Genomic DNA, 23647 nt, shown 5'->3' on the forward strand with positions numbered 1-23647 from the left:
CTGGTTGATGGATCATCCCGACACCGCGCTGCGCATCACCGTGCTCGCGATGTACGCGCTCTATCTCTGCGCGCCGAGACTGAAGGTCTATGCCTTTTTCGAGGCGGCGCTTTATGCCGCCGTTCTGATCGTCGACCTGCCTGCGGTGATGGTGGCGATCGTGCTGACGATCGCGATCGCCATTCCGTTCGTGGTGGCGGTCTCCGGCATTGCGTTCGTGGACGGATTCGACCTGCTCACGGTCGCGATCGTCTGCTTCTGGATCCTGCTGTGGGCGCAGTCGGCGTCGTCAGCTCAAATGGTGCGGGCAGCCGGGGTCGAACCGGCACAGCGCTTGCGCACCGAGGGATTTTAAGTCCCTTGCGTCTACCAATTCCGCCATGCCCGCTTGATCCAAAGAGATCAAACACTTAAGTCCCGTCCAGCCGTCTGGAATTGGCGCTTGCCGTGCTGGGCGGGCGGTTCTTCCTTAAGCGAGCCGGCGGCACAAGGCAAAGCCTCAATCCGGACATTTGGCCCTGCTTTAGGCATTCTCAATTCACGGGGACTATTTTTCCGGCCATGGCTGCTTCGCTTTCCTCTTCCCTGCGCGCCTGCTGCGCGGTTGCCGCGCTGGTCGCGGCCGGCTTCGTGCTGTCCGGCTGCGCCGGCGTGAGCGAGACGATCGCTCCGGGCTTTGCCGATCCCGCCAAATACGAACTGTACGACTGCAAGCAGCTCGAAGGGGAGCGCAAGGCGCTCGCCGCCCGCACCGCCGAATTGCAGAAGCTGATGGACAAGGCGGAGACAGGGACCGGCGGCGCGGTCGTGTCCGAGCTCGCCTATCGCAACGATTATGTCGCGGTCCGTGGCTCGGCGCAGTTGGCCGACGACGCCTGGCGCAGCAACAGGTGCCGGGAAACGCCGCCCAATGCGGCGCCGGCGGCCGCTGTGCCGCAGCGGCCGGACATCAAGCCCGCTCCGAAACGCTAGGGCGCTGCGGCTCCTGCGTCAGGGCCGCCAGCCGTAGATCCAGTCCTGCCGCGCCAGCATACGGTCCGGCCCGAGTGCGCGGATCGCGAGATCGCGCGCGAGCGCGAACGGGCCGCCGAGATGATAGATCCGGCCTTGCTGCCGCGCGGTGCGCTGCACCTTCCTGACACGGGCCTGACGTATCAGGCCATATTGCTTCAGCGCAGCCGCGACGCCGGCTGCATCCTCGGCAGCCTCGATGCTCAGGTGCCGGGCGAGCACGGCTGCATCCTCGATCGCCATGCCGGCGCCCTGGGCTGCGAACGGCAGCATCGCGTGCACGGCGTCGCCGAGCAGCGCGACCTGACCCTCGCTCCAGGGGCATCCGTCCGGAACGGCGAACAGCGCCCATTTGCGCCAGCTGTCGACGGCGGCGAGCATCATCCGCGCCGTCGGCGGCCAGCGCGGCGCTGCGAACGCTTCCATCACCTCGAGAGGATCGCCGGGCGTGCTCCAGCCCGGCCTGTTCCAGGTGCCCGGCAGCACCGCGACCACGTTGAGCTGGCGGCCGCCGGCGATCGGGTAGGCGACGAGATGGGCGTTTGAGCCCATCCAGAGCTGGACCCGCCGCGCGGTGTATTCCTTGGGCAGCTGCGTGGCATCGAGCGTGCCGCGCCAGGCGATCAACCCGGAGAAGCGCGGCTGCACCTCGGGAAACAAATGCTGGCGGACTGTCGACCAGATACCGTCGGCACCGATCAGGGCGCTGGCGAGATCGCTACGGCGGATGGTTCCGCTGCGATGGACGACCGTCAGTCCCCTGGCATGGGGAGCGACATCCTCGAACGTCGCGCCCAACTTCAAGTCGATATCGGGATGGTCTGCGATCGCGCCGGCGAGCGCGGATTGCAGGTCGGCGCGATGGACCACCCAATAGGGGACGCCGGCGCGATGGGCCGCGGGTTCGCCGAGCGGCATCCGCAAAAGTTCGCCGCCGGCCCGCGCGCTCATGATCGAGACCGCGTCCGGGACGACCGCGCGGAGCTTCAGCCGTTCCGTCAGACCGAGCTCGACCAGCACGCGGCTGGCATTGGGGGAGAGTTGCAGGCCGGCGCCGACGTCCTCGAGCCGCTCGGCCTTTTCCAGCACGACGATGCGAAAGCCGCAGGCGGCCAGCGCAAGCGCGGCCGTCAGTCCTCCGATTCCGGCACCGGCGATGACGATCGTTCGCGGGAGGGCCACCCCTGACCGAGGTGAACGGTCAGGCCACCTTGTCCTTCAGCACGCATTCCGGCGGACGGGCTTCGCCCGCCTTCAGGTCGGCGGCGAAGCGGTACAGCGTCGAGCAGTACGGGCAGATGATCTCGTTGTCATTGCCGAGGTCAAGGAAGACGTGCGGATGATCGAACGGAGGGTTGGCGCCGACGCACATGAACTCTTGCGAGCCGATCTCGATAACGGGGACACCGGCATCGTTATGGAAGTGCGGGACGACATGGTCGGACATCGTAACTCATCCTGGAGTGGCAATGGTGGCAGACACAATCACGAACTGACGCGGCATCATTAAGGCGCCGCGGACCATACTGATGGGTGCAGGTGATTGCTAGTCCAGCGGAACCGAAAGCTCCGCAATTGCCCCATGCTCATTTGCTCATGCAAATTCGACACAATCTTGCGGCCTGAGAGAAGCCCTTCTTTCGTCGGGGACGTTGTGTCGCAATTTTGGCATACTATGTCTGCGGACGCGTATAATTGCGGCAAAAGACGAACCATCAGGCGCAACTGATCTTAGGACCGTCCAGGCTTTCAGCATGAAGTGGCTGCGAATCAGCTCAGCATTGACCGGGATCGCCGCATGCAGCCTTGTGCTCGTGCAGGTAGCACCGCATGCCCGCGAGGCCGGCGCGATTCTCGCCGCCCGGGACGATCCCGCGGCCCTGTCGGAACTCAAGCTCGATGCGGCTCTCGCGCACAACGACCGCCTGGTTCAGGACAATATCGAGGCAGCGCTCGCGGCCGGGGATGGCGATCTCGCCGACAGTTTTGTCACGCTCGCGCATGACCGCAACATCGCGCTGCCCGACGATCTCCTGAGCCGGGTCAGCGATGCCGTCAAAACTGAAAATTCCACATCGCATTTCGCCAGGCGCTTTGCCACCGGGCTCGTCACCGGCAATGCCGATGATGTCGCGAGCCTGTCCGGGACCGTTGCCGGCGATCTCTTCGTGATCGGCGATATCAGGGACATCGTCCGCGAAAGCAAGCATCTCGCCATGGGCGAGGACACCGACCGCCTCGTGCTCGGCCTGGCCACCGCGGGCCTCGCGGTGACGGCCGTGACCTATGTGTCGGCCGGCGGTGCCGCGCCGGTGCGCGCCGGGCTGACGCTGGTGAAGGATGCCCGCAAGGTCGGACGGCTCGGCGAAGGTCTCGCCGCATGGGCCGGCCGGTCGGCGCGCGAAGTGGTCGACACGCCGATGCTCCAGAATGCGGTCGCCTCCGGCTCGGTGCTGCGGCCGGGTGAGACGGTGAGCGCGATCGAGGCCGCGTTCCGCGTCGAGAAGGCTGGCGCGCTGGTCCGGCTCGGCAAGGACGTCACCCGCGTAGCCGAGAAGACCGGCACGCGCGGCGCCATGGACACGCTGCGCATTGCCGAGGGCCCGAAGGACGTCGCGCGGGCGGCGCGGCTTGCGGAAGCGCAAGGCGGCAAGACACGCGCGATCATGAAGCTGCTTGGCCGCGGCGCGCTGCTGCTCATCGGCGGCGCATTCGATCTCACGCTGTGGCTGCTCGGCGCGGCCTTGACGCTGTTCGGCCTGTTGTCCTCGATCAAGGCGACCACCGAGCGCCTGACGCAAGCCTGGTGCGATCGCCGGCGACGCCGCCGGCTCCGCCGGGCGCGGCTGGCCGCCGACGCCGCTCTGGCAAACACGGCCGTCACGGCCTAAAGCGCGATCTTCGTCGCGCTTTAGGTTATTGTTTGAGCATGATCTTGCCGGAAAACCGCTACACACTTTTCCGGATCATGCTCTAAGATCAATCTTCCCCCACAAACACTGCGGAACTGCTGATGCCGAGCTTTCACAACGGCGCCGTTGAAATTGCCTACCTCGACGAAGGCGAGGGCGATCCGATCATCCTGCTGCACGGCTTTGCCTCGAGCAAGAACGTGAACTGGGTCTACCCGACCTGGGTCTCGGAGCTGCGCAAGAACGGCCGCCGTGCCATTGCGCTGGACAATCGCGGCCATGGCGACAGCGCAAAGCTCTACGAGCCCGCGCAATATTCGATTCCGACCATGGCCGGCGACGTGCTCGCGCTGATGGACCATCTCGCCATCCCGCAGGCCGACATCATGGGCTATTCGATGGGCGGGCGGATGACGGCCTGGCTCGGGCTGAACGAGCCGCAGCGGCTGCGCTCGGCGATCCTCGGCGGCATCGGCATCGGCGGCCTGATCGAGGGCACCGGGCCCGGCGAGAACGTGGCGAAAGCGCTGGAAGCTCCTTCGCTCGACGACGTCACCGATCCCGTCGGCCGCACGTTTCGTGCGTTTGCAGATCAAACCCGTTCCGATCGCCGTGCGCTCGCCGCCTGCCTGCGTGGCACGCGCGATCTCATGACCAGGGACGAGGCCGCGCGCATCGACGTGCCCGTGCTGATCGCGGTCGGTTCGACCGATGACGTCGCGGGTTCGGCCAGCGCGTTAGGAGCGATCATCCCCGGTTCGGAAGTGCTCGATATTCCGGGCCGCGACCACATGCGCGCGGTCGGCGACAAGGTCTACAAGACCGGCGTGCTGGATTTCCTGGCACGGCGCGGCTGAGGTCTCTTCCGCCGGCTCGTCGTCGCCAGACGAGCCGAATAGCGCCATCAGCACCACGAAGGTCGCGACCCACACCATGCGCGCGCCATAGCGGTCGTGCGGGCCCGAGATCACGCCGCAGATGAAGGCATTGCCGAGCAAGGCCAGCGTCACGGTCGCCGCCAGCAGCGTCAGATCGTCCAGCCGGCGATTTGCGAGTGCGTGTCCGAGGAGCCCGACCAGCGCCAGCATCGAGACCAGCGCGACGGGGACGTGCAGCCAGTTGACGTAGTCGAAATTGACGCCCCGGTTTTGCTGGCGCGCCGCGCGCATCGGCGCCACTTGCGCAGGGATGTAGCGTTCGATGATGCCGTAGGTGTGCGGGATCCAGACACTGGCGCCTTCGCCGGTTGCGACATGCAGCAATTGCTGGCCCATCGCCCGCAGCGCTGCACCGGCCTGCCACGCAGGATAGTCGGCGACCGAGTGCACGACGATGTTGCCCATCTCGTCGTTGAGCCCCTCGAAGCGGCCGAGCGTGTTGAACATGCTGGTGCCCCACAGGAACTCGTCGGCTGTCGCCGGCAGCTCGTTGCGATAGGGACAGAGCTTGAAACTCTCATGCGGGCAGTGATCGCCAAGATAGCGCGCGACGATGCCGTCCTGCATCATGCGGCCGAAGGCGACGCCATAGCCGCCGGGCGTCCAGGCCCATTTGCCCGACAGCGCGTGGTTCGCCGAGATCAGCATCAGGCCGCCCACGACGATTGTCAGGCTCGCCTGGGCCAATCCCGCAATCGGGAGGCGACGCCCGAGGAACGGCCGCGCCATCCAGCCGGCGACGCAGAGCCCGAGCAGCACGCCGAGCGTGGCGCTGTGGGTCGCGGCGGCAAAGGCGGTGAAGCCGAACAGCGAGACTTTTTCGAGCACCGAAGTCCGGCTTGCACCAGTGATCAGCAGGAACAGCGACAGGATCGAAAGACCCGCAAAGATGTCGGTGAGCAGCATGCTGGCGAGCCAGGGCAGCGCGGTCGACAGCATCAGCAGCAGGCTGATCGCGACGAAGCGGAATGTCTGCATCAGCCCCAGCACGCGCAGCGTCAGCTGCAACAGCCATAGCGTCGCCAGCGACTGGACCGCGAGGTTGATCCAGAAGCCGAAATTCTCGCCGTAGTGCAGATAGAGGCCGAACACGGTGGAGCGGCTGGGGACGAGATAACCTTCGTACCAGCGCGCCAGATAGCCGCCGGTATCCCATTGCAATAGCGGATAGCCGTTCCAGAAGGCCGGCGCGATCATGATGAGGGGCAGAGCCACCGCCGCCAGCCGCAGCCAAAACGTACCCGCGGCGCGCGCGCGCAATTGATCGGTTGTGATGCTCAAATCCGCTCCGTCCCTGTCCGGACCATGCCCGCAATCACGGTTGGGGCGAAATTCACCAATAGTTTGACGCCGCCCGGCTTGAATTTGGCGAGACTCTGACCATTTTGAGCCGACCTTGCCGCCTGGGGGCGTTCTGAGAAACCGTTGTGTTTCAACGTGTTGGCGGGCTCTCACGAGGCAAGGCACTGTTCACTCTCAGGCAAGCCCGTCAGGACTTTGTCGCCTAGACTGTGTTATAGAACCAGCCAAACGAGCCAATTCGAAAGAGCAGATCCCATGGCAGTGCATCAGGTCAATCCGGGAGCAAAGCTTGCGTCGCTCGATCCGATCTGGGAGCGGATCCGGGGCGAGGCGGAGGACATTGTCCATCGCGAGCCCGAGCTTGCGACCTTCATCTATTCGACGGTGCTGCATCACAGCCGCCTGGAAGACTCGGTGATCCACCGTCTCGCCGACCGGCTCGATCATGCCGCGCTGTCGGGCGATCTGGTGCGCCAGACCTATGACGAGGCGCTGCGCGACGATCCCGATCTCGGCAATGCCTTCCGCGCCGATCTCGTCGCCGTCTACGACCGCGATCCCGCGACCTCGCGCTTCATCGACCCCTTGCTCTACTTCAAGGGCTTTCACGCGATCCAGACCCATCGCCTCGCGCACTGGCTCTTGCTGAAGGGCCGCAAGGATTTTGCGTATTACCTCCAGAGCCGCGCATCGGCGGTGTTCCAGACCGACATCAATCCCGCCGCGCGTATCGGCCGCGGCATCTTTCTCGACCATGCCACCGGCTTCGTCTGCGGCGAGACCGCTGTCATCGAGGACGACGTCTCGATCCTGCACGGCGTCACGCTCGGCGGCACCGGCAAGGAGAACGAGGACCGCCATCCCAAGATTCGCCACGGCGTGCTGATCGGCGCCGGCGCAAAGATCCTCGGCAACATCGAGATCGGCCATTGCGCGCGCATCGCGGCCGGCTCGGTTGTGGTCAAGCCGGTGCCGCACAACGTCACGGTTGCGGGCGTGCCCGCCAAGATCGTCGGCGAGGCCGGCTGCGCCGAGCCGTCGCGCACCATGGACCAGATGATCAACGCGATGGGGCTTTAGAGGCGCGTTAAGGGCCGGATTTTCCGGCCCTTTCCGTCCCCAAATTCTTTGGCAATTCATGCTGGCGGTTCGCCGCGTCTCGTCCTAAAACCCGCCGACCAATTTTGATCGGAGACTTGCCGTGGACGTCAAAGAAGTCAGAAAGCTCGATGCGTATCTGAAGCGCGTATTCGGCAATCCCAAGATCCGCGTCGTGCCGCGGCCGAAGAAGGACGACTCCGCCGAGGTCTATATCGGCGAGGAGTTCATCGGCGTGCTCTTCGTCGACGACGAGGACGACGATCGCTCGTTCCAGTTCCAGATGGCGATCCTGGAAGACGATCTGGTCGAGCAGGAATAGGCGCGGGGCATTCCGTAAGCGGGGGACCTCTGGCCCTCACGAATTGGTGTCTGCGGCGGCAATGCGATCTGTTGTCCGTCCGCCTACATCCCGCTCATGAGAGCCGTGCTGATCTCGGGAGCAGGGATTGCGGGTCCCACCCTTGCATTCTGGCTGAAGGCCGCCGGTTACGAGCCGACGTTGGTCGAACGTGCGGCTGCGCCGCGCAGTGGAGGCTATGTCATCGACTTCTGGGGACTCGGCTACGATATCGCCGAGCGGATGGGACTGATCCCGGCCATCACCGCCGCCGGCTACCACGCCCAGGAGATGCGGATCGTCGGAGTTGACGGCCGCCGGATCGCAGGCTTCGGCACCACGGTTTTCAACGAACTCACTGGCGGCAGATACGTGACGCTCGCGCGAAGCGATCTGTCCCGACTTCTGCTGGAGAAGATCAGCGGGTCGACCGAAGTCATTTTTGACGACCAGATCGTCGCCATGGAGGAGCAAGCCGACGGCGTCCGGGTCCGGCTGCGAGGTGGCGGTGAGCGTCGATATGATCTGGTTGTCGGGGCGGATGGCTTGCATTCGTCGGTTCGACGGCTGGCGTTCGGACCGCAAGAGTCGTTCGAGAAACGTCTCGGCTACGCCGTCGCGGCGTTTCAGACCAGCGGTTATCGGCCGCGCGACGAGAACGCCTACATCATATACGGACAGCCGGGGCGGATGATCGGGCGCTTTGCGCTACGAGACGATCGCACCCTTTTTCTCTTCGTGTTCGCGGCCGATATTGATGATGTCGCCACCTCTCCGGGCGAACACAACGCGGTTATCCATCGCGTCTATGGCAAGTGCGGCTGGGAATGTCCGCACATCCTCGCGGCTTTGGATGCTGCGAATGAACTGTATTTTGACCGCGTGAGCCAGATTCGAATGCAAGGATGGTCGCGCGGCCGCACCGTTCTGATCGGCGATGCTGCGTTCTGCGTTTCTCTCCTCGCCGGCCAGGGCTCGGCGCTCGCGATGATCTCAGCATATGTTCTTGCCGGTGAGTTGCTGAAGGCAGACGGAGATTACCAGCATGCTTTCGGCGCCTACGAATCCCGCCTTCGCGTCTATATCGGTCGCAAGCAGCAAGGTGCCGAGCGCTTCGCCGCCGCCTTCGCGCCGAAGACCCGATCCGGGCTGTGGTTCCGCAACCAGGTCGTCAGGGCATTCGCATTACCAGGTATTGCAAAGCTCGCAATCGGCAGGGACATCGCCGATCGGTTGGATCTTCCCGCCTATGACTGGCGCTTCCCCGGATAGGTAGATCTCGGCCCACGTGCTGCAACTCGATGGGCGCGCAGAATCGGCGGCGCAAGGCCCCGGAGGATGCAGCAGTTTCGGCTGTGAGACGCTCGCCAGGATTCCAGAAGCGAAGTGGCGGGCTGGAATCCCTTGGGACCATTATTCTGGCAGACCCGCCAACCTCAGACCTTCATAGAAGCGATTACGCTCCTGCCAGAACGCAGCGTTGCGCGAGGATTCCGATGCTTTCAGGCCGCTGACCGTGTGGCCGGGAATGCGCTTCTGGTATTCGACGAGATTGTTCCTGGCCTGCTCGCTGCGCCCGTGCAGGGCGTCGATCGCCGCCAGCCATTGCCAGGCAAAGCCATTTTGCGGACTGTTGATCGTCGCCAGGCGCATGTGCGCGTAGGCCGCCTCGTCATGACGCAGGTGGAATTCGGCCATTCCCAGCGTGAACTGGCCAAGGCTGACCTGTTCGGCATCGAGTGGATCAAGACGTAGCGATAGCATGACTGGCGCGGCTACTTCTTCCGGACGGCCCTGTTGCAACCTCAGAAAACCTAGCCGCTGCAGCGCCCGCGGCTGGTCCGGATAAAGTGACAGCACGCGTTGGATCGCCTGGTCTGCTTCGTCGATCCGACCTTGCGCGGACAGCACCAGGCTTCGCACGTAGTTTGCGCGGGGATCGTTTGGCTGCAGCGCCAATGAACGCTCGATCGCTTGCGCGGCGAACGCGGTCTGGATGTCCGGCGCGTTGCTCCAGCGCGTCAGCACCTCGGTGATGTGACTAAGCGCAAGTCCCGCCAGCGCAGAGGCGGAGTCGGGGTCTATCTGTAACGCCTGCTCGAACAGGGCGCGCGCCCGCTGCGGCTCCTCTCGCGTATGGATCCGCTTCAGCAGGCGCCAGCCCCGAAGCGCGGGATCGATAGCGGCAAACATGCGCCCGGCATAAGGCCTGTCGAAGGGCGTCTCGGCCTCGTCAATGCGTACTTTCAGCTCGTTGGCAATGCGCGCCGTGACGTCCCGGCGCCAATTCCACCCGGCTTGTTCTGCATAGTCGAACCGGCCCGACCACAACAGCGCGCCGGTGGCACTCGCCTGCAGTTTCAGCGCGATCGAGACGGCTTCGCCCTGCCTCTCAACGCTGCCACTCAAAACGTAGGCGACCCCCAGTCGGCGGCCGACACCCTGTGCGTCGCCATCGTCACCAGCCGGCAAATGGCCTGTTGGGTATCCGATCACGAGCGTGTCGGGCAGGCGCGACACTTCAATGGTGACATCCTCGCTCACGGCCTCAGCGAGGTCAGCGGCGTTGTCACCACCGACACCGACAAGCGGCAAAACCGTGATCGTGTTCTTGCTGACGACCGCGTCGTTTTGGCCGCGATGCGCAAACCCGAACCAGAGTACTCCGGCAAGCGACACGGTACACACGGTGACGAATGCAGACAGCCACAGCACTGATCCGCGGCGCGGCGGCACCCGCGAAGAGCCGTGACGGTCGACGGTACCCGCACCGCGTTCGACCGCTTCATCGGCAGACGGTGTATCGACAGGAAGCGCGTCCAGCAAATAGCCACGGCGAGGTACGGTCTTGATCCGGCGTTGATCGCCGTCTCCAAATACGGCTCGCAGTTCGCTGATGCATTGAACCAGGGAATCATCGGTTACCGCCACGTCGGGCCAAACCGCTTCAATGAGCTCGTCCTTGGTCAACAGCCGGCCGGGGTGACGGGCGAGGTAAACCAGCAGCGCAAAGCTCTTCGGACGCAAGGCAATTACGCTGCCGCCGACACGCAATTCGCCACGGTCCATGTCGACGTCAAAATCGGCAAAGCGAAGAACGCCACGGGGAATCGGGCCCAGTTCGTCGCCACCAGCCGCGCGCGGCTCGGTTTTCGTGCCAATTTCGGCGTTCATTCGGCACTCTTTCGGGTGTCGTGGCGCCAACGCGCCTAGGCTCGGCCATCGACACAGAACGCGGCGCTGCCCACGTCATGCTGACCCGCGATGCTAGTCCAAATCGAGGGTCGCGGGAATGGCGTGCCGGATCGGCGCGGAGGGAGCCAACCATGACAATGAACCGACGTTTCCTTCTAGGGGCAGCCGCCAGCACGGTCGCGACCATGACCGTGGCCCCGTTCACCCCAGCTTTCGGCCAAAAGGCCATGCGCTCGTCCGCTTCCGAGCCAGGTCTGGACTATGCCAATGCAAGCGAGTTGCGGGCGCTGCTCGACGCACGCAAGATTTCGGCGACCGAAGTGTTCGAGCACGCGGTTGGCCGGATCGAGGCACTCGATTCCCGCATCAATGCCGTGGTTGTGCGCGACTTCGACTGCGCCCGGGCGGTTGCGCGCGAAGCCGATGCCGCGCTCGCCCGCGGCGAACGCCGGCCGTTGCTCGGAATACCGATGACAGTCAAGGAAGCGTTCAATGTCGGGGGCTTGCCGACCACCTGGGGCTTGCCAATGGGCCGCGACTGGCGGGCCGCCGAAGACGCCGTTGCGGTCGCCCGCCTCAAGGCCGCGGGAGCCGTGATCCTGGGCAAGACCAATCTCGCCACCGCGATCGCCGACTGGCAAAGCTTCAATCCGATTTACGGCACCACCAACAATCCCTGGGACCTCACGCGCACGCCCGGTGGCTCCTCCGGCGGATCGGCGGCCGCGTTGGCGGCCGGATATGTGCCGTTGGAGCTTGGCTCCGACATAAGCGGCTCGCTGCGAGTGCCCGCGCATTTGTGCGGAGTGTTCGCTCACAAGCCCACGTCCAATCTGGTCCCCCAGCGCGGTCACGCGCCGCCTCGTTCACCAGCATTGGCAACCGACCTGACCAGCGGGCTTGGCGTTTGCGGACCGATGGCCCGCACCGCCGCCGATCTTTCGACCACGCTCCACGTGATCGCCGGTCCCGACGAATACGAGGCGCGCGCTTACCAGCTTGCGCTTCCCGCGCCGCGACATGAAGCGCTACGGGACTTCCGCGTGCTTGTGCTGGATAGTCATCCTCTGTTGCCGGTGGCGAGCGAGATACGGGCCGCACTCGATCAGCTTGCGGGCCGGCTCACGGCGACCGGCGCGAAAGTCGCACGGTCCAGTCCGCTCGTCCCGGATCTCGCTGAGTCTGCACGCCTGCATACCCGCATGGTGCGCAACTTTAACGCATTCGGCCGGTCCCCCGAATTCTTCACGAAAATTCGAGAGGACGCCGCAGCGCTGAAGCCGGATGACGATAGTCTCAAGGCGTGGCGAACACGCGCGCCACTGCTGAGCCACCACGAGTGGATGGCCGCGGAAATCGCGCGGGCCCGCCTGCGCCAGAAATGGGCCGGTCTGTTCCGGGAATACGACGTCGTTCTCTGTCCGCCGTTTTCCGTGACGGCGTTCCCGCACGACCAAACGCCGGATATGGAGGATCGAACGATCGATATCGACGGCGAGACTCATCCCTATCCGTCGCTGATTGTCTGGGCGACGGTCGCGACGCCTCCGGGCCTGCCTGCGACGGTGATGCCGGTCGGCCGTTCGAAGGCAGGGCTTCCCATTGGCGCGCAAATCATCGGCCCATTGTTCGAAGACCGCACTCCGCTTGCCTTCGCTCAACTGCTCGAAAGAGAGTACGGGGGATTTGCAAGGCCGCCCGAAATCCCGCTTTGATTTGCCTCGCGACAGCAGCTGCCGCGACGAGCGACAGCAAGATCAAAGCGACGGTGCCGCTCCATGAACGCGCGGCAAGGCATCTGGATGTGCGGCCGCATCGTTCAAATCGATCGCGCCCACGATGCCATTGTGCCTCTGTTTTGCCCGACGGGTCAAGCCTGATTTCGTAGAAAGAGAATTCAGGCCGATGCTCGGCTACTGTGCATGGGGTTGTTTTCGATTTTTTCTATTGCGGTGGGTCCGCGCTCAGCGTCGCGGCCCGCCCAATTGCGCCGTCAGCTTCTCCATCGCGTCCGCGACGTCGCGCCATTGCGACAGCCAGCTGCGCGGAAAGCGGAAGGTGAGGTCGGCGCCGCCGACGCGGCGCTCGGCGAGGCACATGCCGGGCGTGGCACCATCGCGCGTGCAGCGCGCAGTGAGCGCGGGGCTCGTCGCGGAATAAAAATCCTCGCTGCCATAGGGCGTGTCGCTGCGGAACATCCGCATCGTCAGCCCGTCGTCCGGTGTCGCCGCAGCCTGGTCGAAATAGCGCGGATAGATCGTCGCGGTTCGCTGCTCGGGCGACAGCGCATCGTGATGCGCTGCGATGGAGAGGAAAATGCGGTCGATCGGCTGCATCGTCGTGTCCACCGTTTCAGCGGTCACGTGCCTCGGTCCATTGGGCGCTTCCAGCGAGGGATAGAGGAAATCGAGATCGATGCGCTCCTGCGGTCCGGAGTGCCGCTGGATCTTCATCCGGATCGCCGGTATCGGCAGGTTGAACAGCGTTCCGCCGACGCTGACCGGCAGCTTGTCCGGCGCGTCCGCGCCGCCCGTGCTCCAGGTCGGCCACAGCAGATAGGCAACCAGCGCGATTGCGCTCGCCGCGAATGCGCCGGTGAGCGCAAACGGCACGAGATGCGCCCGGGTGCGCATCCTTGCGCTTGTCCTGGATGAGCGGGGAGAGGTTACCGAAAACACCGTCATGACGTCGCGCAAATGGGCCCGGGGGTCGGCCGGTGGCCGACGAATCACCGGCGAATATGCCACGTGGCGGCGATATCGCGGAGGGTTCCCGGCTACCAGGAACGGGTGAGGGCTCTGCGTGGGCCGGACGGCAGCGTTAACCTTCGCTTAAGGATAATGTAGCGTTAACCGGCACGATTTGTCACAGGAAGGCTCCTCGCGTTGCGTATGGGCGGACTGTTCCGATGACACCTGAAGCTTTCAATACTCTCTTCTCGATCGGCATCGGCTTCGCGCTCGCGGGCGCGCTCGCAAACGGATACCAGGCGATGTCGCAACGGCCCGCCGGTTTCGGGCTGTTGCAGGAGGGCGTGGCTCCCAGGACGTTTGCGGCGGTGCCGTTCCTGGTGTTCGCGGCGCCCTTCATCATCATGCGCAACACGCTGCGCGGCATGCGGCTGGAAAGCCGCCGCTTCGAGTTCGTGATGATGGCGACCGTCATCGCCGGCTTCTGGAGCATGATGAGCGGCACCTTCTTCCTGATGACGCTGCGCGCGACCGGTGTTTTGGGCTGACGCCTTGCAGGGCTGCGTGGCGCGGCGGCCCTTTGCCTCCGCGCCGTCGTTTCGCTATGGCTGGGGTTGACGCGACAGGAGACCTCCATGGCGATCTACGAGCTCGACGGGCAGGCGCCCGATCTTCCCTCTGACGGCAATTACTTCATCGCGGAGACTGCGACCGTGATCGGCCGCGTGCGCCTGAAGCCGGGCGCGAGCGTCTGGTTCGGCGCGGTGCTGCGCGGCGACAATGAATGGATCGAGATCGGCGAGGGCGCCAACGTGCAGGACGGCTCGACCTGCCACACCGATCTCGGCTTTCCCCTGGTGATCGGCAAGAGCTGCACCGTCGGCCACAACGTCATCCTGCACGGCTGCACCATCGAAGAGGGCGCGCTGATCGGCATGGGCTCGATCGTGATGAACGGCGCGAGGATCGGCCGCAACAGCATCGTCGGCGCCGGCTCCGTCATCACCGAGGGCAAGGAGTTTCCCGAACGCTCGCTGATCATCGGCTCGCCCGCGCGCGTGATCCGCACGCTCGACGATGCCCAGGTGCAGAAGATGGGAAGTGCCGCGCGGTTCTACGTCGCCAACGGTCCGCGCTTCAAGAACGGCCTGAAGCGGATCGGCTGACGCCGGCCCTCTGCCGGGCGCGCATCACTGTGGTTCCCGAACAGTAAAATTACCGCCTGGAATTTAAGCCCCGCTAGCGCTGCAGTGCCTATCTGTTCATGCTCGGTCTCGTCGCGCTCATTCTCGCCGGCCTCAATGTCGTCGTGATGCGGAGCTCGGTGGTCGGCGCGCTGGCCGAGATCACGCAGGCGACCGACCGGATCGCGGGCGGAGACGTCAAGAGCGAAGTGCCGCATCTGCACCGTTATGACGAGATCGGACGCCTTGCGCGCGCCGTGCAGAACTTCCGCGACGCGGTGGCGCGCATCTTCGAGCTCGAGGAGATCGAGCTCGGCACCGCGCATGCGCGCGATGCGGCGATGACGGAGCGCGACAGGTTCAACGACAAATATCTGGCCAAGAAGTGGCAGCTCTCGGCAGCGATCGACAGCATGCCGCAGGGCCTGATCATGCTCGACAGCAAGGCGGCCGTGGTCGCCATGAACGCCAATTACCCGCGGATCTATGACCTGCCCGAGACCATCCAGGCTGGATCGACGCTGGAGGAAATCCTCCAGCACCGGGTCAAGAGCGGGTTGTTCAGCGGCGACGTCGCAAAATACGTCGCGGCCGTTCGCGAGCGCATCGCCAAGCGCGAGCCTGCGGCCAATGAGATCAGCCTGAACGACGGCCGCACCATCAAGATCTACGAGCGCCCGATGGATGGCGGCGGCTGGGTGTCGGTGCAGGAGGACGTCACCGAACAGCGCCAGCGTGAGCGCATTCTCGAAGGCATGGAGCGCTTTCTCGCCACCATCATCGAGAACGTGACCGAGGGCATCATCGCCAAGGATGCACGCAACCAGCGCTACGTCTTCGTCAACAAGGCGGCCGAGAAGATGATCGGCATGTCGCGCGGCGAGATCATCGGCAAGACCGCGCGGGAATTGTTCTCCGCCGAGGCGGCCGAGCTGATCGAGCGGCGCGACCAGCAGCTTCTCGCGCAGAAGCAGCAGCTCGAACCGATCATCGACACCATCGACAATCCCACGCGCGGACGCCGCGTGATCTCGGCCCGCCGGGTCCAGATCGGAGGCGCCAGCGAGGAATCCCACATGTTCGTGACGATGGTCGAGGACCGCACCGAGAAGATGGTGGCCGCCGCATAAAACGTCGCCATCCTGTCGCGCCCCAATTGCTTCAGCTTGTCGAACGTGTCCTCGTCGAGCGCGATCAGTTTGCGCATGATCGTGGCTGCCTCCCTGTTTCAAGCGGATGTGACGGGATTTGCTCCGGAACCTGTCTTTGCCGCAGCGGTTGATAGGGCAAATAGGGCAAGGAGAATTTCGGATGGGCAGATCGTCCGCAAGCGCTTACATCAGGACGATGATCGTGATCTTCGCTCTCGCCGCGACGCCGGCGATTTCGTTCGCGCAAACTACGGGCGGCTCGACCGGATCAACGTCCGGCGTCGCCAATGCGCCGGCGCCGCCGCCTGGTACCAACAGCCTGGGCACGGCGCAATCCTCCGGCGCGAACAGGGCGCCCGGTGTCACCACCGGTGCGGCTTCGGGTGCGAATGCGAGTGCAGATGCTACGGTGAACGCCGAGAACCGGCAGCTCGACAAGAAGATGAAGAGCATCTGCCGCGGCTGCTGACGCTCGCGCGGAAGTGAGCCGCCGCGCCTATCATCGATGATCGAGTGACATTAGCTTGGCCTCTCTTTGGAATGTGGAGCGTTTCCACGCGGAGGTTGAGTTCATGCTACGCAAGACGATCGTGGTCGCACTGGCCATCGCGGCAGTCGGTCTCGCAACGCCCCAGGCGCAGGCGCGAGGAGGTGGCGGCGGCCATTGGGGCGGCGGTGGCGGCTGGGGTCACGGCTGGCACGGCGGCGGCTTCTGGCCCGGTGTCGCGATCGGCGCCGGCATCGCGGGCGCCGGCTATTATGGCGCCTATGGCTACGGCTATGGCGGCCCCTATTATTACGATTCCGGCGCCGGCTATGACGATGGCGGTTATGGCGCGCAGTGCTACCTCGCGCGGCAGCGCGTGATGACGCAATCGGGCTGGCGCGTCCGCCGCGTTCAGGTCTGTGAATAGGGCTGCGACTAGCGCGGGTGCGCGGCCGAGGCACCTAGATACCGCAGCAGTAAAAAAGCAGCAGTAAAAAACAAGGTCGTTGACGCAGTATACCGTCAACGACCTTGCCAGCCCCGGATATTAAAATCGGCTCACGCCATCCGGTATGGGCAAGCATCGCGCGGAATCATACGGACGAGTGTGATCCATTTCACAAGTGGCAAAAATAAAAGGTGGTGGCGCGGGATCCAATCAGCCGCGTGAGCGTTTGGGGGCGCTGGCATGGCGGGGGCGCGCGGGTTTCCTCCGGGTAACCGAGGGCGTGTCGGCCTCGGTGGAGCGGACGCTGGCAAAGGATTGTCGCAGACCGTCGATCGATTCGTTCAAATTGGCGACCTGCTCGGACAGACGCTTGGTGTCGGCCTGCTGCGAGGCGAGCAGCCGCCTCATGGTCAAAAGCTGGTCTTGCACGACCTGGAGCTGGTCGATCGATTCCTGCTGGGTCGCCTCCAGCCCCTTGGTCTTCTCGACGAGCTGCTCGGAGGCCTGCGCCGTGCGCGCCTGAAGCTGCCGCGATGCGACCACCCGGTCGGTCTCGGGCGCTGCTCCGGTATAGGCGCGCCAGATCGCGATCGAGGTGACGCCGGCGATCAGCAGCAGCAGCGCTGCAGCCGTCAGGGCGATCGGCTGGGCACCGAGACGGAGGAGGGGATTGGACCGTGTGTCCTCTGCGAGATCGATCATCGCTGACAAAACCCAAATTGAAACTTGGTGAGTGGCGAAGAGCGGCAGCACGCGAACGCAGAACGAGGCGGCCGGGACGTCCCGAAAGCGTTACATTTCAGCAACAAATGGGACGAAAAGGTGGCCGCCGGTGGAAAAAGCGCAATTGACCCAAGGCGACGGCTCTGGCGGGCGAGGGCGGCACGCCCAAAAGAAGTCCCTGTCGGGCCGAATTCGGGTTGAGCGGAGAGTATCACGGTACAGCCTATCGTGATGCGAAGGTGCCGCGGAGGCGGGCGGACTCATCGTCGACCGGAGGGCTTACGGCTGAAACGTCGCAAACTGGCCTGAATAGGTCTTCGAACGCGGCGCCGCGTAGGGGCCGAGTCGGGACGTCGTCAGCCCAAGCCGCACCAGTCCCTCGGCCAGCGTCACCGCCGCCGCAACGCCGTCGACCACCGGCAGGCCGTGGGTGGCGGAGAGCTCGGCGGCAAGATCGGCCATGCCGGCGCAGCCGAGCACGATGGCCTCGGCGCGGTCGTCGCGAATCGCGGCCGCGATTTCCGCGGAGATTTTGCCAAGGGCGTCTGCGTTGCGCTCCTCGAGCGCGAGCACAGGGACCTCGGCGGCGCGCACGCGGACGCAGCGCTCGGCGAGGCCGTACTTCCGCAAATTATGCTCGATCGGCACGATGGAGACACCGAGCGTCGTCACCACCGCAAAGCGCGCCGCGATCAGGCTCGCCACATGGAAGCCGGCCTCGCCAATGCCGATCACCGGTGCCTTCGCCACAGCGCGTGCGGCGTCGAGGCCGGTGTCGTCGAAGCACGCAATGATGTGGGCGTTCGCGCCGTCGCGGTCTGCGTCACGGATGCAGCCGAGCATGCCGGGGACGGCGAAGGCCTCGTCGTAAAATCCTTCGATCGAGACCGGCCCCATCGCGGGCTGGCGGGCGTCAATCACAGTGCCGGGCAGCGCGGTCGCGCGCGCCGCCGCGGCGATCTTCGCCGTCATCGACGCGGTGGTGTTGGGATTGACGACGTGCAGTCGCATCGCAGTTAGACAAGCCCTTTGCCGGCGTCCGAGCCCTTGGCCGCCTGCCGCTTGTTGAGCATGTGGATGGTGCCGAGCGCAAGCGTGATCACCGCGAAGGACACCGCGGAGATGATGGTGCCGAGCGCATAGATGTCCGGGTTCGTCACGGTCGTGGTGAGGCCCTGGAGATCAAGCGGCAATGTATTCACCGCGCCGATCGCCTGGCTGGAGCGCGCGAGCTCGTCCCAGGACAGAGTGAAGCCGAACAGGCCGATGCCGATCACCGAAGGCAGGATGATCGGCAGCACGACATGGCGGAAGGCCTGCCACGGCGTCGCACCGAGATCGCGCGCGGCTTCCTCGAGTCTGGGATCAAAGCGGTTGAAGATCGCAAACATGATCAGGAGGCCGAACGGCAGCGTCCAGGTCAGATGCGCGCCGAGTCCGGAGGTGAGCAGGCCCATCGAGGTCTCGAAATTCTCGTTCCAGTGTGCCTTGATCAAATCGTCGATGATGCGGAATTCGAGCGAGATCCCGAGCGAGGTGATGATCGAGGGAACGATAAGGCTCGCGATCGCCGAGTAGAACAGGATGCTTTGCGCTTTGAACTTCCGGCGGAAGGCCATGCCGGCGGCGACCGACAGCACGACGGTGACCGTCATCACGATGATTCCGAGCAGCAGCGAACGGCGGAAGGCCGCGCCGAGATCGACGATGCCGGTGCCCTGGAACAGCTTTGCCAACCAGAAGGTCGATACGCCGTTCATCGGGAAGGTGAGGCCGCCTTGCGGCCCCTGGAACGACAGCACGTAGATCGCGATCATCGGGCCATAGAGAAACAGCACATAGGCCGCGAAGAAGATCGCGAGCACGTAGAAAGAGCGCGGGCGTCCTTCCTTCATCGCCTACAGCTCCTTCTTGATGTCGACGATGCGCGACATCATGGTGATGATCAGGAAGGTGATGACGAGCAGGATGACGGCATTGGCGGCCGCGGCCGGGAATTGCAGCGCGTTCACCCGCGTCTCGATGATCTTGCCGGCAGAGGCAATCTGCTGGCCGCCCATCACGCCGATGGTGATGAAGTCGCCCATCACGATGGTGATCACGAAGATCGAGCCGATCACGATGCCGGGCTTGGCCAGGGGAATGATGACGTTGACCAGCGTCTGGAAGCCGGTGGCGCCGGCGTCATAGGCCGCCTCGATCAGCGACTTGTCGATGCGCACCATCGAATTGAAGATCGGCACCACCATGAAAAAGGTGAAAAGGTGCACCAGCGCCAGCACCACGGAGAATTCGGAGAACAGCAGCCATTCGAGCGGCTGGTTGATCAGCCCGCTCTTGACCAGGCCCGAGTTCACCAGGCCGTTGCGACCGAGCAGTGGGATCCAGGCGATCATGCGGATCACGTTGGAGGTCCAGAACGGGATCGTGCAAAGCAGCGACAAGCCCATCTGCCAGGTCTTTGACTTGACATGGAAGGCGAGGAAGTAAGCGACCCAGAAGCCGATGAAGAGCGTGATCGCCCAGACCATGACGCAGAGCTTCAGGGTCTTCACATAAGTTCGCCCGATCGTGCAGAGATCGGGGAGCTGCGCGATGCAGCCTTCGAACGTGTCGGTGTAGCCGCGGCCCGAAAAAGTCGGCAGCAATTGATATTCGTTGTAATCCCAGAACGAGACGATGACGACGAAGACGAGCGGGATCAGGAAGAAGGCGAGAAACACCAGCATCATCGGCCCGGCCTGAAGCCAGGAGATGAAGGAGGGCGACAGGCGCGCCGCTTTCGCAGGGCGCGCCGTCTCCGATCCCCGGACGAGGTCCGGGGATGGCTGTTGCAGGATGTCTTCCGACGTATCCATCACGCGGCGATGAACTCGTTCCACTTGCGGACCATGTAGTCGTTCTCGTCCATCACGGCATTCCAGCACGCGACGCCGCCCATGCGGTCCTCGTAGGAGCCGCCGTCACGCACCGCGCCTGCCTTCTCGAGCAGCGAGCCGTCGGGCGCCTTGATGTCCTTTTCGGCCGGCTTGCCTTCCATCCAGTAAGCCCATTCGTAGGGCTCCATGTTCGCCTTCGCGGTCGAGAGCACGGCCGAATAGTAGCCCTGGCGGTTGAGGTATGCGCCGGCGTAGCCGGACAGGAACCAGTTCACGAACTCATAGGCCCAGTCGAGCTTCGGACCAGAGACGCCCTTCGAGACGCAGAAGCCCGAGGCCCAGGAGCGATAGCCTTCCTTGAGCGGCTGGAAGGTGCAGGCGATGCCCATCGAGCGCACCTTCGTCACCGCCGGCGACCACATCGACTGGATGACGGTCTCACCTGAGGCCATCAGGTTGACGCTCTCGTTGAAGTCCTTCCAGAACGCGCGGAACTGGCCGGCCTTCTTGGCCTCGGTCATCACCTTCATCGTGAGATCGATCTCTTCCTTGGTCATGTTGCCCTTGTCGGCATATTTGTACTTGCCGGTGGCTTCCACGACCATCGCGGCATCCATGATGCCGATCGAGGGGATGTTGAGGATCGAGGCCTTGCCCTTGAACTCGGGGTTGAGCAGTTCAGCCCAGGAGCTGATCGGGCGCTTGATGATGTCGGGACGGATGCCGAGCGTGTCGGCGTTGTAGACGGTCGGGATCAGCGTGACGAATTCGGTCGCCGTCTTGGAGAAGGTCTTGGAGTCCTTGCCCTCGAGATAGAGCACCTTCCAGGGCGCGGTGCCCTGGCTGCCGATCTTCTTGCCGCCGGGGGTCTCGCCCTTGGTGAAGACGGGCGTGATGTTGTCGAACTCCTTGATCTTCTTGGAGTCGAGGGCAAGGATGTTGCCCGACGGTACCAGCTTCTTCAGCGAGAAGTATTCGGTGTCCAGCACGTCGAAGGAATTCGGCTGGGTCATCACGCGCTTGGTGACGTCGTCGGTGGTCGCGGTGATGTATTCGATCTTGATGCCGGTGTCTTTCAGGCACTGCTTTGAGATGTCGTCGCCCTCGTTCACGGCGGTGCCGAGATAGCGCAGCACCTTCGGCTCGGTCGACATCACGTAGGGGAAGCCGGTGATGGCGCCGGAGCCGGCGGCAAGGCCGGCGAGACCTGCGGTGCTCTTGAGTAGCGTGCGGCGGCTGACGCCGGTCTTTCTGGTGGTCTCGGTCATTCCAGTCACTCCTCTGTGTTGCGCATTTTCTATGATGACGGCGCTATTGCAGGCGTTGCGCCTTGACGGGATCCCAGGTGACCAGCACGCGATCGCCTGGACGAAACGGATGGACGTCGAAGGTGGCTTCGGGAACGTGGGAGAACAGGGCGGTGCCGTCGTCGAGCGTGAGCGAGACGGCGACATAGGAGCCCTGATACTCGGTCTGGGTCAGCAGCGCCGGTGCGCCAAACGCACCGTCAGTGACCGGCTTGATGCCGAGCTGATCGGCGCGCACGGCGATGAGTTTGCCGGCGTCGCTGAGGACGTTGTGGCCGCCGATGAAGCGGGCCACGAATTCGGTGCGGGGATGGTGGAATATGTCGCGGGCCGTGCCTTGCTGCTCGATCTTGCCCTGGTTCATCACCACGATGTGGTCGGCGAGCGCCATCGCCTCTTCCTGGCCGTGGGTGACTTGGATGAAGCTGATGCCGAGCTCGCGCTGCAGCCGCTTCAACTCGCCGCGCATCCTCACCCGCAGGAATGGATCGAGCGCCGACAGCGGCTCGTCGAGCAGGAGGATCTGCGGCTCGGTAATCAGCGCGCGGGCGAGTGCAACGCGCTGCTGCTGGCCGCCGGAGAGCTGGGCGGGCAGGCGGCCTGCATAGGGACTCATCGCCACCAGATCCAGCAATTCGCCGGCCCGCTTATGCCGCGTCGCACGATCGACGCCGCGCATTTTCAGGGCAAACGCAACATTGTCGAGCACGCTCAGGTGCGGAAACAGCGCGTAGGACTGGAACATCATCGCCGTGCCGCGCTTGGCAGGCTCGAGGTCGGTGACGTTCTGCGGGCCCAGGATGATGTCGCCCTCGCTGACCGCCTCGTGGCCTGCGATCATGCGCAAGGTCGAGGTTTTGCCGCAGCCGGAGGGGCCGAGCAGGCAGCAATAGGTGCCGGCCGGAATCTTCAGATTGACGGTGTCGACCGCCAGCGTCGTGTCGTAGCGCTTGGTGACGGCGACCAGTTCGAGAGCGGCGGGAGTGGCCATGGCGTGTCCGCGAGAGGGGCGATCTTCCGCCTCTCTCCGCAAGGTCCGTGCCAACAGCGCAAATTTGGTCGAATTTAAAAACTGTGCAGCGGAGTCAGATTGTTAGACCGAATCCGGCACGGTTGTGCGGCGCACGGGCCGGGCAGGGATGTGCACACGAAATGGGCGTAGATTGTATAAAGTTTCGCCTGTGATTGGATACAGCTCGTCGATTACCATTCGAGACCTGATGTCGTCGACCGAGCCCTCAAACCAGTCCTTCGAACTGATGGCCGCCAAATCACGCCCGAAATCCGATGTGCCCGACGCGAGCGATCGCGTCAGCCGGATCAGGGAGGGCGTGACTGCGGCCATCCTCGAGCATCGGCTGCTGCCGGGCACCAAGCTCGGCGAGGACGAGATCGGCGAGATCTATGGCGCGAGCCGCACGCTGGTCCGCACCGCGCTGCAGCAGCTCGCGCATGAGGGCATCGTGAACATCGAGAAGAACCGCGGTGCCTTCGTCGCACGCCCGACGCCGGCGGACGCCCGCGAGGTGTTCGAGGCGCGCCGGCTGATCGAGCTCACCATCGTCGATCATGCTGTCGATGCCGTCTCGCCGGTATGGATCAATCGCCTTCAGCAACATCTGGCTGAAGAGCGCGAGGCCGAGCAGCGTGGCGACGCGCGCGCCTCAGTCCGCCTCTCCGGCGAATTTCACCGGCTCATCGCCGAGATGAGCGGCCACAGCATCTATCTCGGTTTCCTGAAGGAGCTGATCGCGCGCTCCTCGCTGATCATCCTGCTCTATCGCCGTCACGACACGCCCGCCTGCGGCACCGATCATCACGCCGGGATCGTCACCGCGATCCGCAAGCGCGACAACCAGACTGCGCGTGCGCAGATGCTGTCGCATCTGAACGAGATCGAGGCCGAGCTGTTCCTGAAGGATCCCGCCGCTGACGAGCTGCGGCTCGCCGACGTGTTGGGCGCGTAAGCGAATCGCACCGCT

General features: G+C 64.2%; 25 protein-coding genes and 1 tRNA gene. 13 read left to right on the forward strand and 13 right to left on the reverse strand.

What is annotated here, in order from left to right:
- Positions 1–111 precede the first annotated feature (111 nt).
- On the reverse strand, positions 112–240 hold the full coding sequence (locus FXB38_RS44625; RefSeq protein WP_283812747.1) for a hypothetical protein: 129 nt from the start codon (positions 238–240) through the stop codon (positions 112–114).
- A gap of 59 nt (positions 241–299) precedes the next feature.
- Positions 300–388: transfer RNA gene (locus FXB38_RS20880), tRNA-Leu, on the reverse strand.
- Positions 389–561: 173 nt separating this feature from the next.
- On the opposite strand from FXB38_RS20880, the gene FXB38_RS20885 reads away from it, so the two are divergent.
- Positions 562–972 (forward strand): twin-arginine translocation pathway signal, encoded by a 411-nt coding sequence (locus FXB38_RS20885; RefSeq protein ID WP_148752862.1) that lies wholly within the window; start codon positions 562–564, stop codon positions 970–972.
- A gap of 18 nt (positions 973–990) precedes the next feature.
- Here FXB38_RS20885 and FXB38_RS20890 read toward each other — a convergent pair whose 3' ends face one another.
- Together FXB38_RS20890 and FXB38_RS20895 are read right to left on the reverse strand one after the other, a co-directional pair.
- Positions 991–2193, reverse strand: a complete 1203-nt coding sequence (locus tag FXB38_RS20890) for an FAD-dependent monooxygenase (RefSeq protein WP_148752863.1) — start codon at positions 2191–2193, stop codon at positions 991–993.
- Between the two features lie 19 nt (positions 2194–2212).
- Positions 2213–2458: a zinc-finger domain-containing protein gene (locus tag FXB38_RS20895; protein ID WP_007602543.1), complete on the reverse strand. Its 246-nt coding sequence runs from the start codon at positions 2456–2458 to the stop codon at positions 2213–2215.
- Positions 2459–2765: 307 nt separating this feature from the next.
- Between FXB38_RS20895 and FXB38_RS20900 the strand changes: the two genes are divergently transcribed.
- A complete protein-coding gene (locus FXB38_RS20900; RefSeq protein ID WP_148752864.1) occupies positions 2766–3902 on the forward strand; it encodes a hypothetical protein in 1137 nt (378 codons plus the stop codon).
- Positions 3903–4024: 122 nt separating this feature from the next.
- Entirely contained in the window at positions 4025–4780 is a 756-nt protein-coding gene (locus FXB38_RS20905; RefSeq protein ID WP_148752865.1) for an alpha/beta fold hydrolase, read from the forward strand.
- Here the strand turns inward: FXB38_RS20905 and FXB38_RS20910 are convergent.
- Positions 4661–6142, reverse strand: coding sequence for a hypothetical protein (locus FXB38_RS20910; RefSeq protein WP_148752866.1), 1482 nt, complete (start codon positions 6140–6142; stop codon positions 4661–4663). The genes FXB38_RS20905 and FXB38_RS20910 overlap by 120 nt on opposite strands.
- 276 nt (positions 6143–6418) lie before the next feature.
- Here FXB38_RS20910 and cysE point away from each other — a divergent pair, with 276 nt between their 5' ends.
- The 3 genes from cysE (at position 6419) to FXB38_RS20925 (ending at position 8873) form a co-directional block, all read left to right on the forward strand.
- Positions 6419–7243, forward strand: a complete 825-nt coding sequence (gene cysE / locus FXB38_RS20915) for a serine O-acetyltransferase (protein WP_148752867.1) — start codon at positions 6419–6421, stop codon at positions 7241–7243.
- 121 nt (positions 7244–7364) lie between these two features.
- The gene (locus FXB38_RS20920; RefSeq protein ID WP_148752868.1) at positions 7365–7583 is read left to right on the forward strand and encodes a DUF3126 family protein; all 219 of its coding nucleotides are present in this window, start codon (positions 7365–7367) and stop codon (positions 7581–7583) included.
- Positions 7584–7679: 96 nt separating this feature from the next.
- Positions 7680–8873 (forward strand): FAD-binding domain, encoded by a 1194-nt coding sequence (locus FXB38_RS20925; protein WP_148752869.1) that lies wholly within the window; start codon positions 7680–7682, stop codon positions 8871–8873.
- 141 nt (positions 8874–9014) lie between these two features.
- On the opposite strand, the gene FXB38_RS20930 is transcribed toward FXB38_RS20925, so the two are convergent.
- Positions 9015–10775 (reverse strand): winged helix-turn-helix domain-containing protein, encoded by a 1761-nt coding sequence (locus tag FXB38_RS20930; RefSeq protein WP_148752870.1) that lies wholly within the window; start codon positions 10773–10775, stop codon positions 9015–9017.
- A 248-nt stretch (positions 10776–11023) separates the two neighbouring features.
- On the opposite strand from FXB38_RS20930, the gene FXB38_RS20935 reads away from it, so the two are divergent.
- Positions 11024–12511, forward strand: coding sequence for an amidase (locus FXB38_RS20935; RefSeq protein ID WP_148752904.1), 1488 nt, complete (start codon positions 11024–11026; stop codon positions 12509–12511).
- Between the two features lie 249 nt (positions 12512–12760).
- Here FXB38_RS20935 and FXB38_RS20940 read toward each other — a convergent pair whose 3' ends face one another.
- Entirely contained in the window at positions 12761–13480 is a 720-nt protein-coding gene (locus tag FXB38_RS20940) for a hypothetical protein (protein ID WP_148752871.1), read from the reverse strand.
- Positions 13481–13704: 224 nt separating this feature from the next.
- Between FXB38_RS20940 and FXB38_RS20945 the strand changes: the two genes are divergently transcribed.
- The 5 genes from FXB38_RS20945 to FXB38_RS20965 all read left to right on the forward strand — a co-directional run bounded on the left by FXB38_RS20945 (position 13705) and on the right by FXB38_RS20965 (position 16735).
- Entirely contained in the window at positions 13705–14034 is a 330-nt protein-coding gene (locus FXB38_RS20945; RefSeq protein WP_148752872.1) for a DUF6949 family protein, read from the forward strand.
- 87 nt (positions 14035–14121) lie between these two features.
- Positions 14122–14652, forward strand: coding sequence for a gamma carbonic anhydrase family protein (locus FXB38_RS20950; protein ID WP_148752873.1), 531 nt, complete (start codon positions 14122–14124; stop codon positions 14650–14652).
- Between the two features lie 98 nt (positions 14653–14750).
- Positions 14751–15800 (forward strand): PAS-domain containing protein, encoded by a 1050-nt coding sequence (locus FXB38_RS20955; protein WP_148752874.1) that lies wholly within the window; start codon positions 14751–14753, stop codon positions 15798–15800.
- Between the two features lie 181 nt (positions 15801–15981).
- Positions 15982–16290: a hypothetical protein gene (locus tag FXB38_RS20960; RefSeq protein WP_187435025.1), complete on the forward strand. Its 309-nt coding sequence runs from the start codon at positions 15982–15984 to the stop codon at positions 16288–16290.
- A 103-nt stretch (positions 16291–16393) separates the two neighbouring features.
- Positions 16394–16735 (forward strand): hypothetical protein, encoded by a 342-nt coding sequence (locus FXB38_RS20965; protein WP_148752875.1) that lies wholly within the window; start codon positions 16394–16396, stop codon positions 16733–16735.
- A 231-nt stretch (positions 16736–16966) separates the two neighbouring features.
- On the opposite strand, the gene FXB38_RS20970 is transcribed toward FXB38_RS20965, so the two are convergent.
- The 6 genes from FXB38_RS20970 to FXB38_RS20995 all read right to left on the reverse strand — a co-directional run bounded on the left by FXB38_RS20970 (position 16967) and on the right by FXB38_RS20995 (position 22656).
- Complete coding sequence (locus FXB38_RS20970; protein WP_148752876.1) at positions 16967–17458, reverse strand: hypothetical protein; 492 nt, start codon at positions 17456–17458, stop codon at positions 16967–16969.
- A 300-nt stretch (positions 17459–17758) separates the two neighbouring features.
- Positions 17759–18490 (reverse strand): aspartate/glutamate racemase family protein, encoded by a 732-nt coding sequence (locus FXB38_RS20975; protein ID WP_148752877.1) that lies wholly within the window; start codon positions 18488–18490, stop codon positions 17759–17761.
- Between the two features lie 5 nt (positions 18491–18495).
- The gene (locus FXB38_RS20980; protein WP_148752878.1) at positions 18496–19374 is read right to left on the reverse strand and encodes an ABC transporter permease; all 879 of its coding nucleotides are present in this window, start codon (positions 19372–19374) and stop codon (positions 18496–18498) included.
- Between the two features lie 3 nt (positions 19375–19377).
- A complete protein-coding gene (locus FXB38_RS20985) occupies positions 19378–20337 on the reverse strand; it encodes an ABC transporter permease (protein WP_148752906.1) in 960 nt (319 codons plus the stop codon).
- On the reverse strand, positions 20337–21626 hold the full coding sequence (locus tag FXB38_RS20990) for an ABC transporter substrate-binding protein (RefSeq protein ID WP_148752879.1): 1290 nt from the start codon (positions 21624–21626) through the stop codon (positions 20337–20339). Before FXB38_RS20990 ends, FXB38_RS20985 begins: the two co-directional genes overlap by 1 nt.
- Before the next feature lie 43 nt (positions 21627–21669).
- Entirely contained in the window at positions 21670–22656 is a 987-nt protein-coding gene (locus tag FXB38_RS20995) for an ABC transporter ATP-binding protein (RefSeq protein WP_148752880.1), read from the reverse strand.
- A gap of 268 nt (positions 22657–22924) precedes the next feature.
- Between FXB38_RS20995 and FXB38_RS21000 the strand changes: the two genes are divergently transcribed.
- Positions 22925–23632: a GntR family transcriptional regulator gene (locus FXB38_RS21000; protein WP_148752907.1), complete on the forward strand. Its 708-nt coding sequence runs from the start codon at positions 22925–22927 to the stop codon at positions 23630–23632.
- Positions 23633–23647: the final 15 nt, after the last annotated feature.

Source organism: Bradyrhizobium cytisi (assembly GCF_008123515.1).
GTDB classification, from domain to species: Bacteria; Pseudomonadota; Alphaproteobacteria; order Rhizobiales; family Xanthobacteraceae; genus Bradyrhizobium; species Bradyrhizobium cytisi.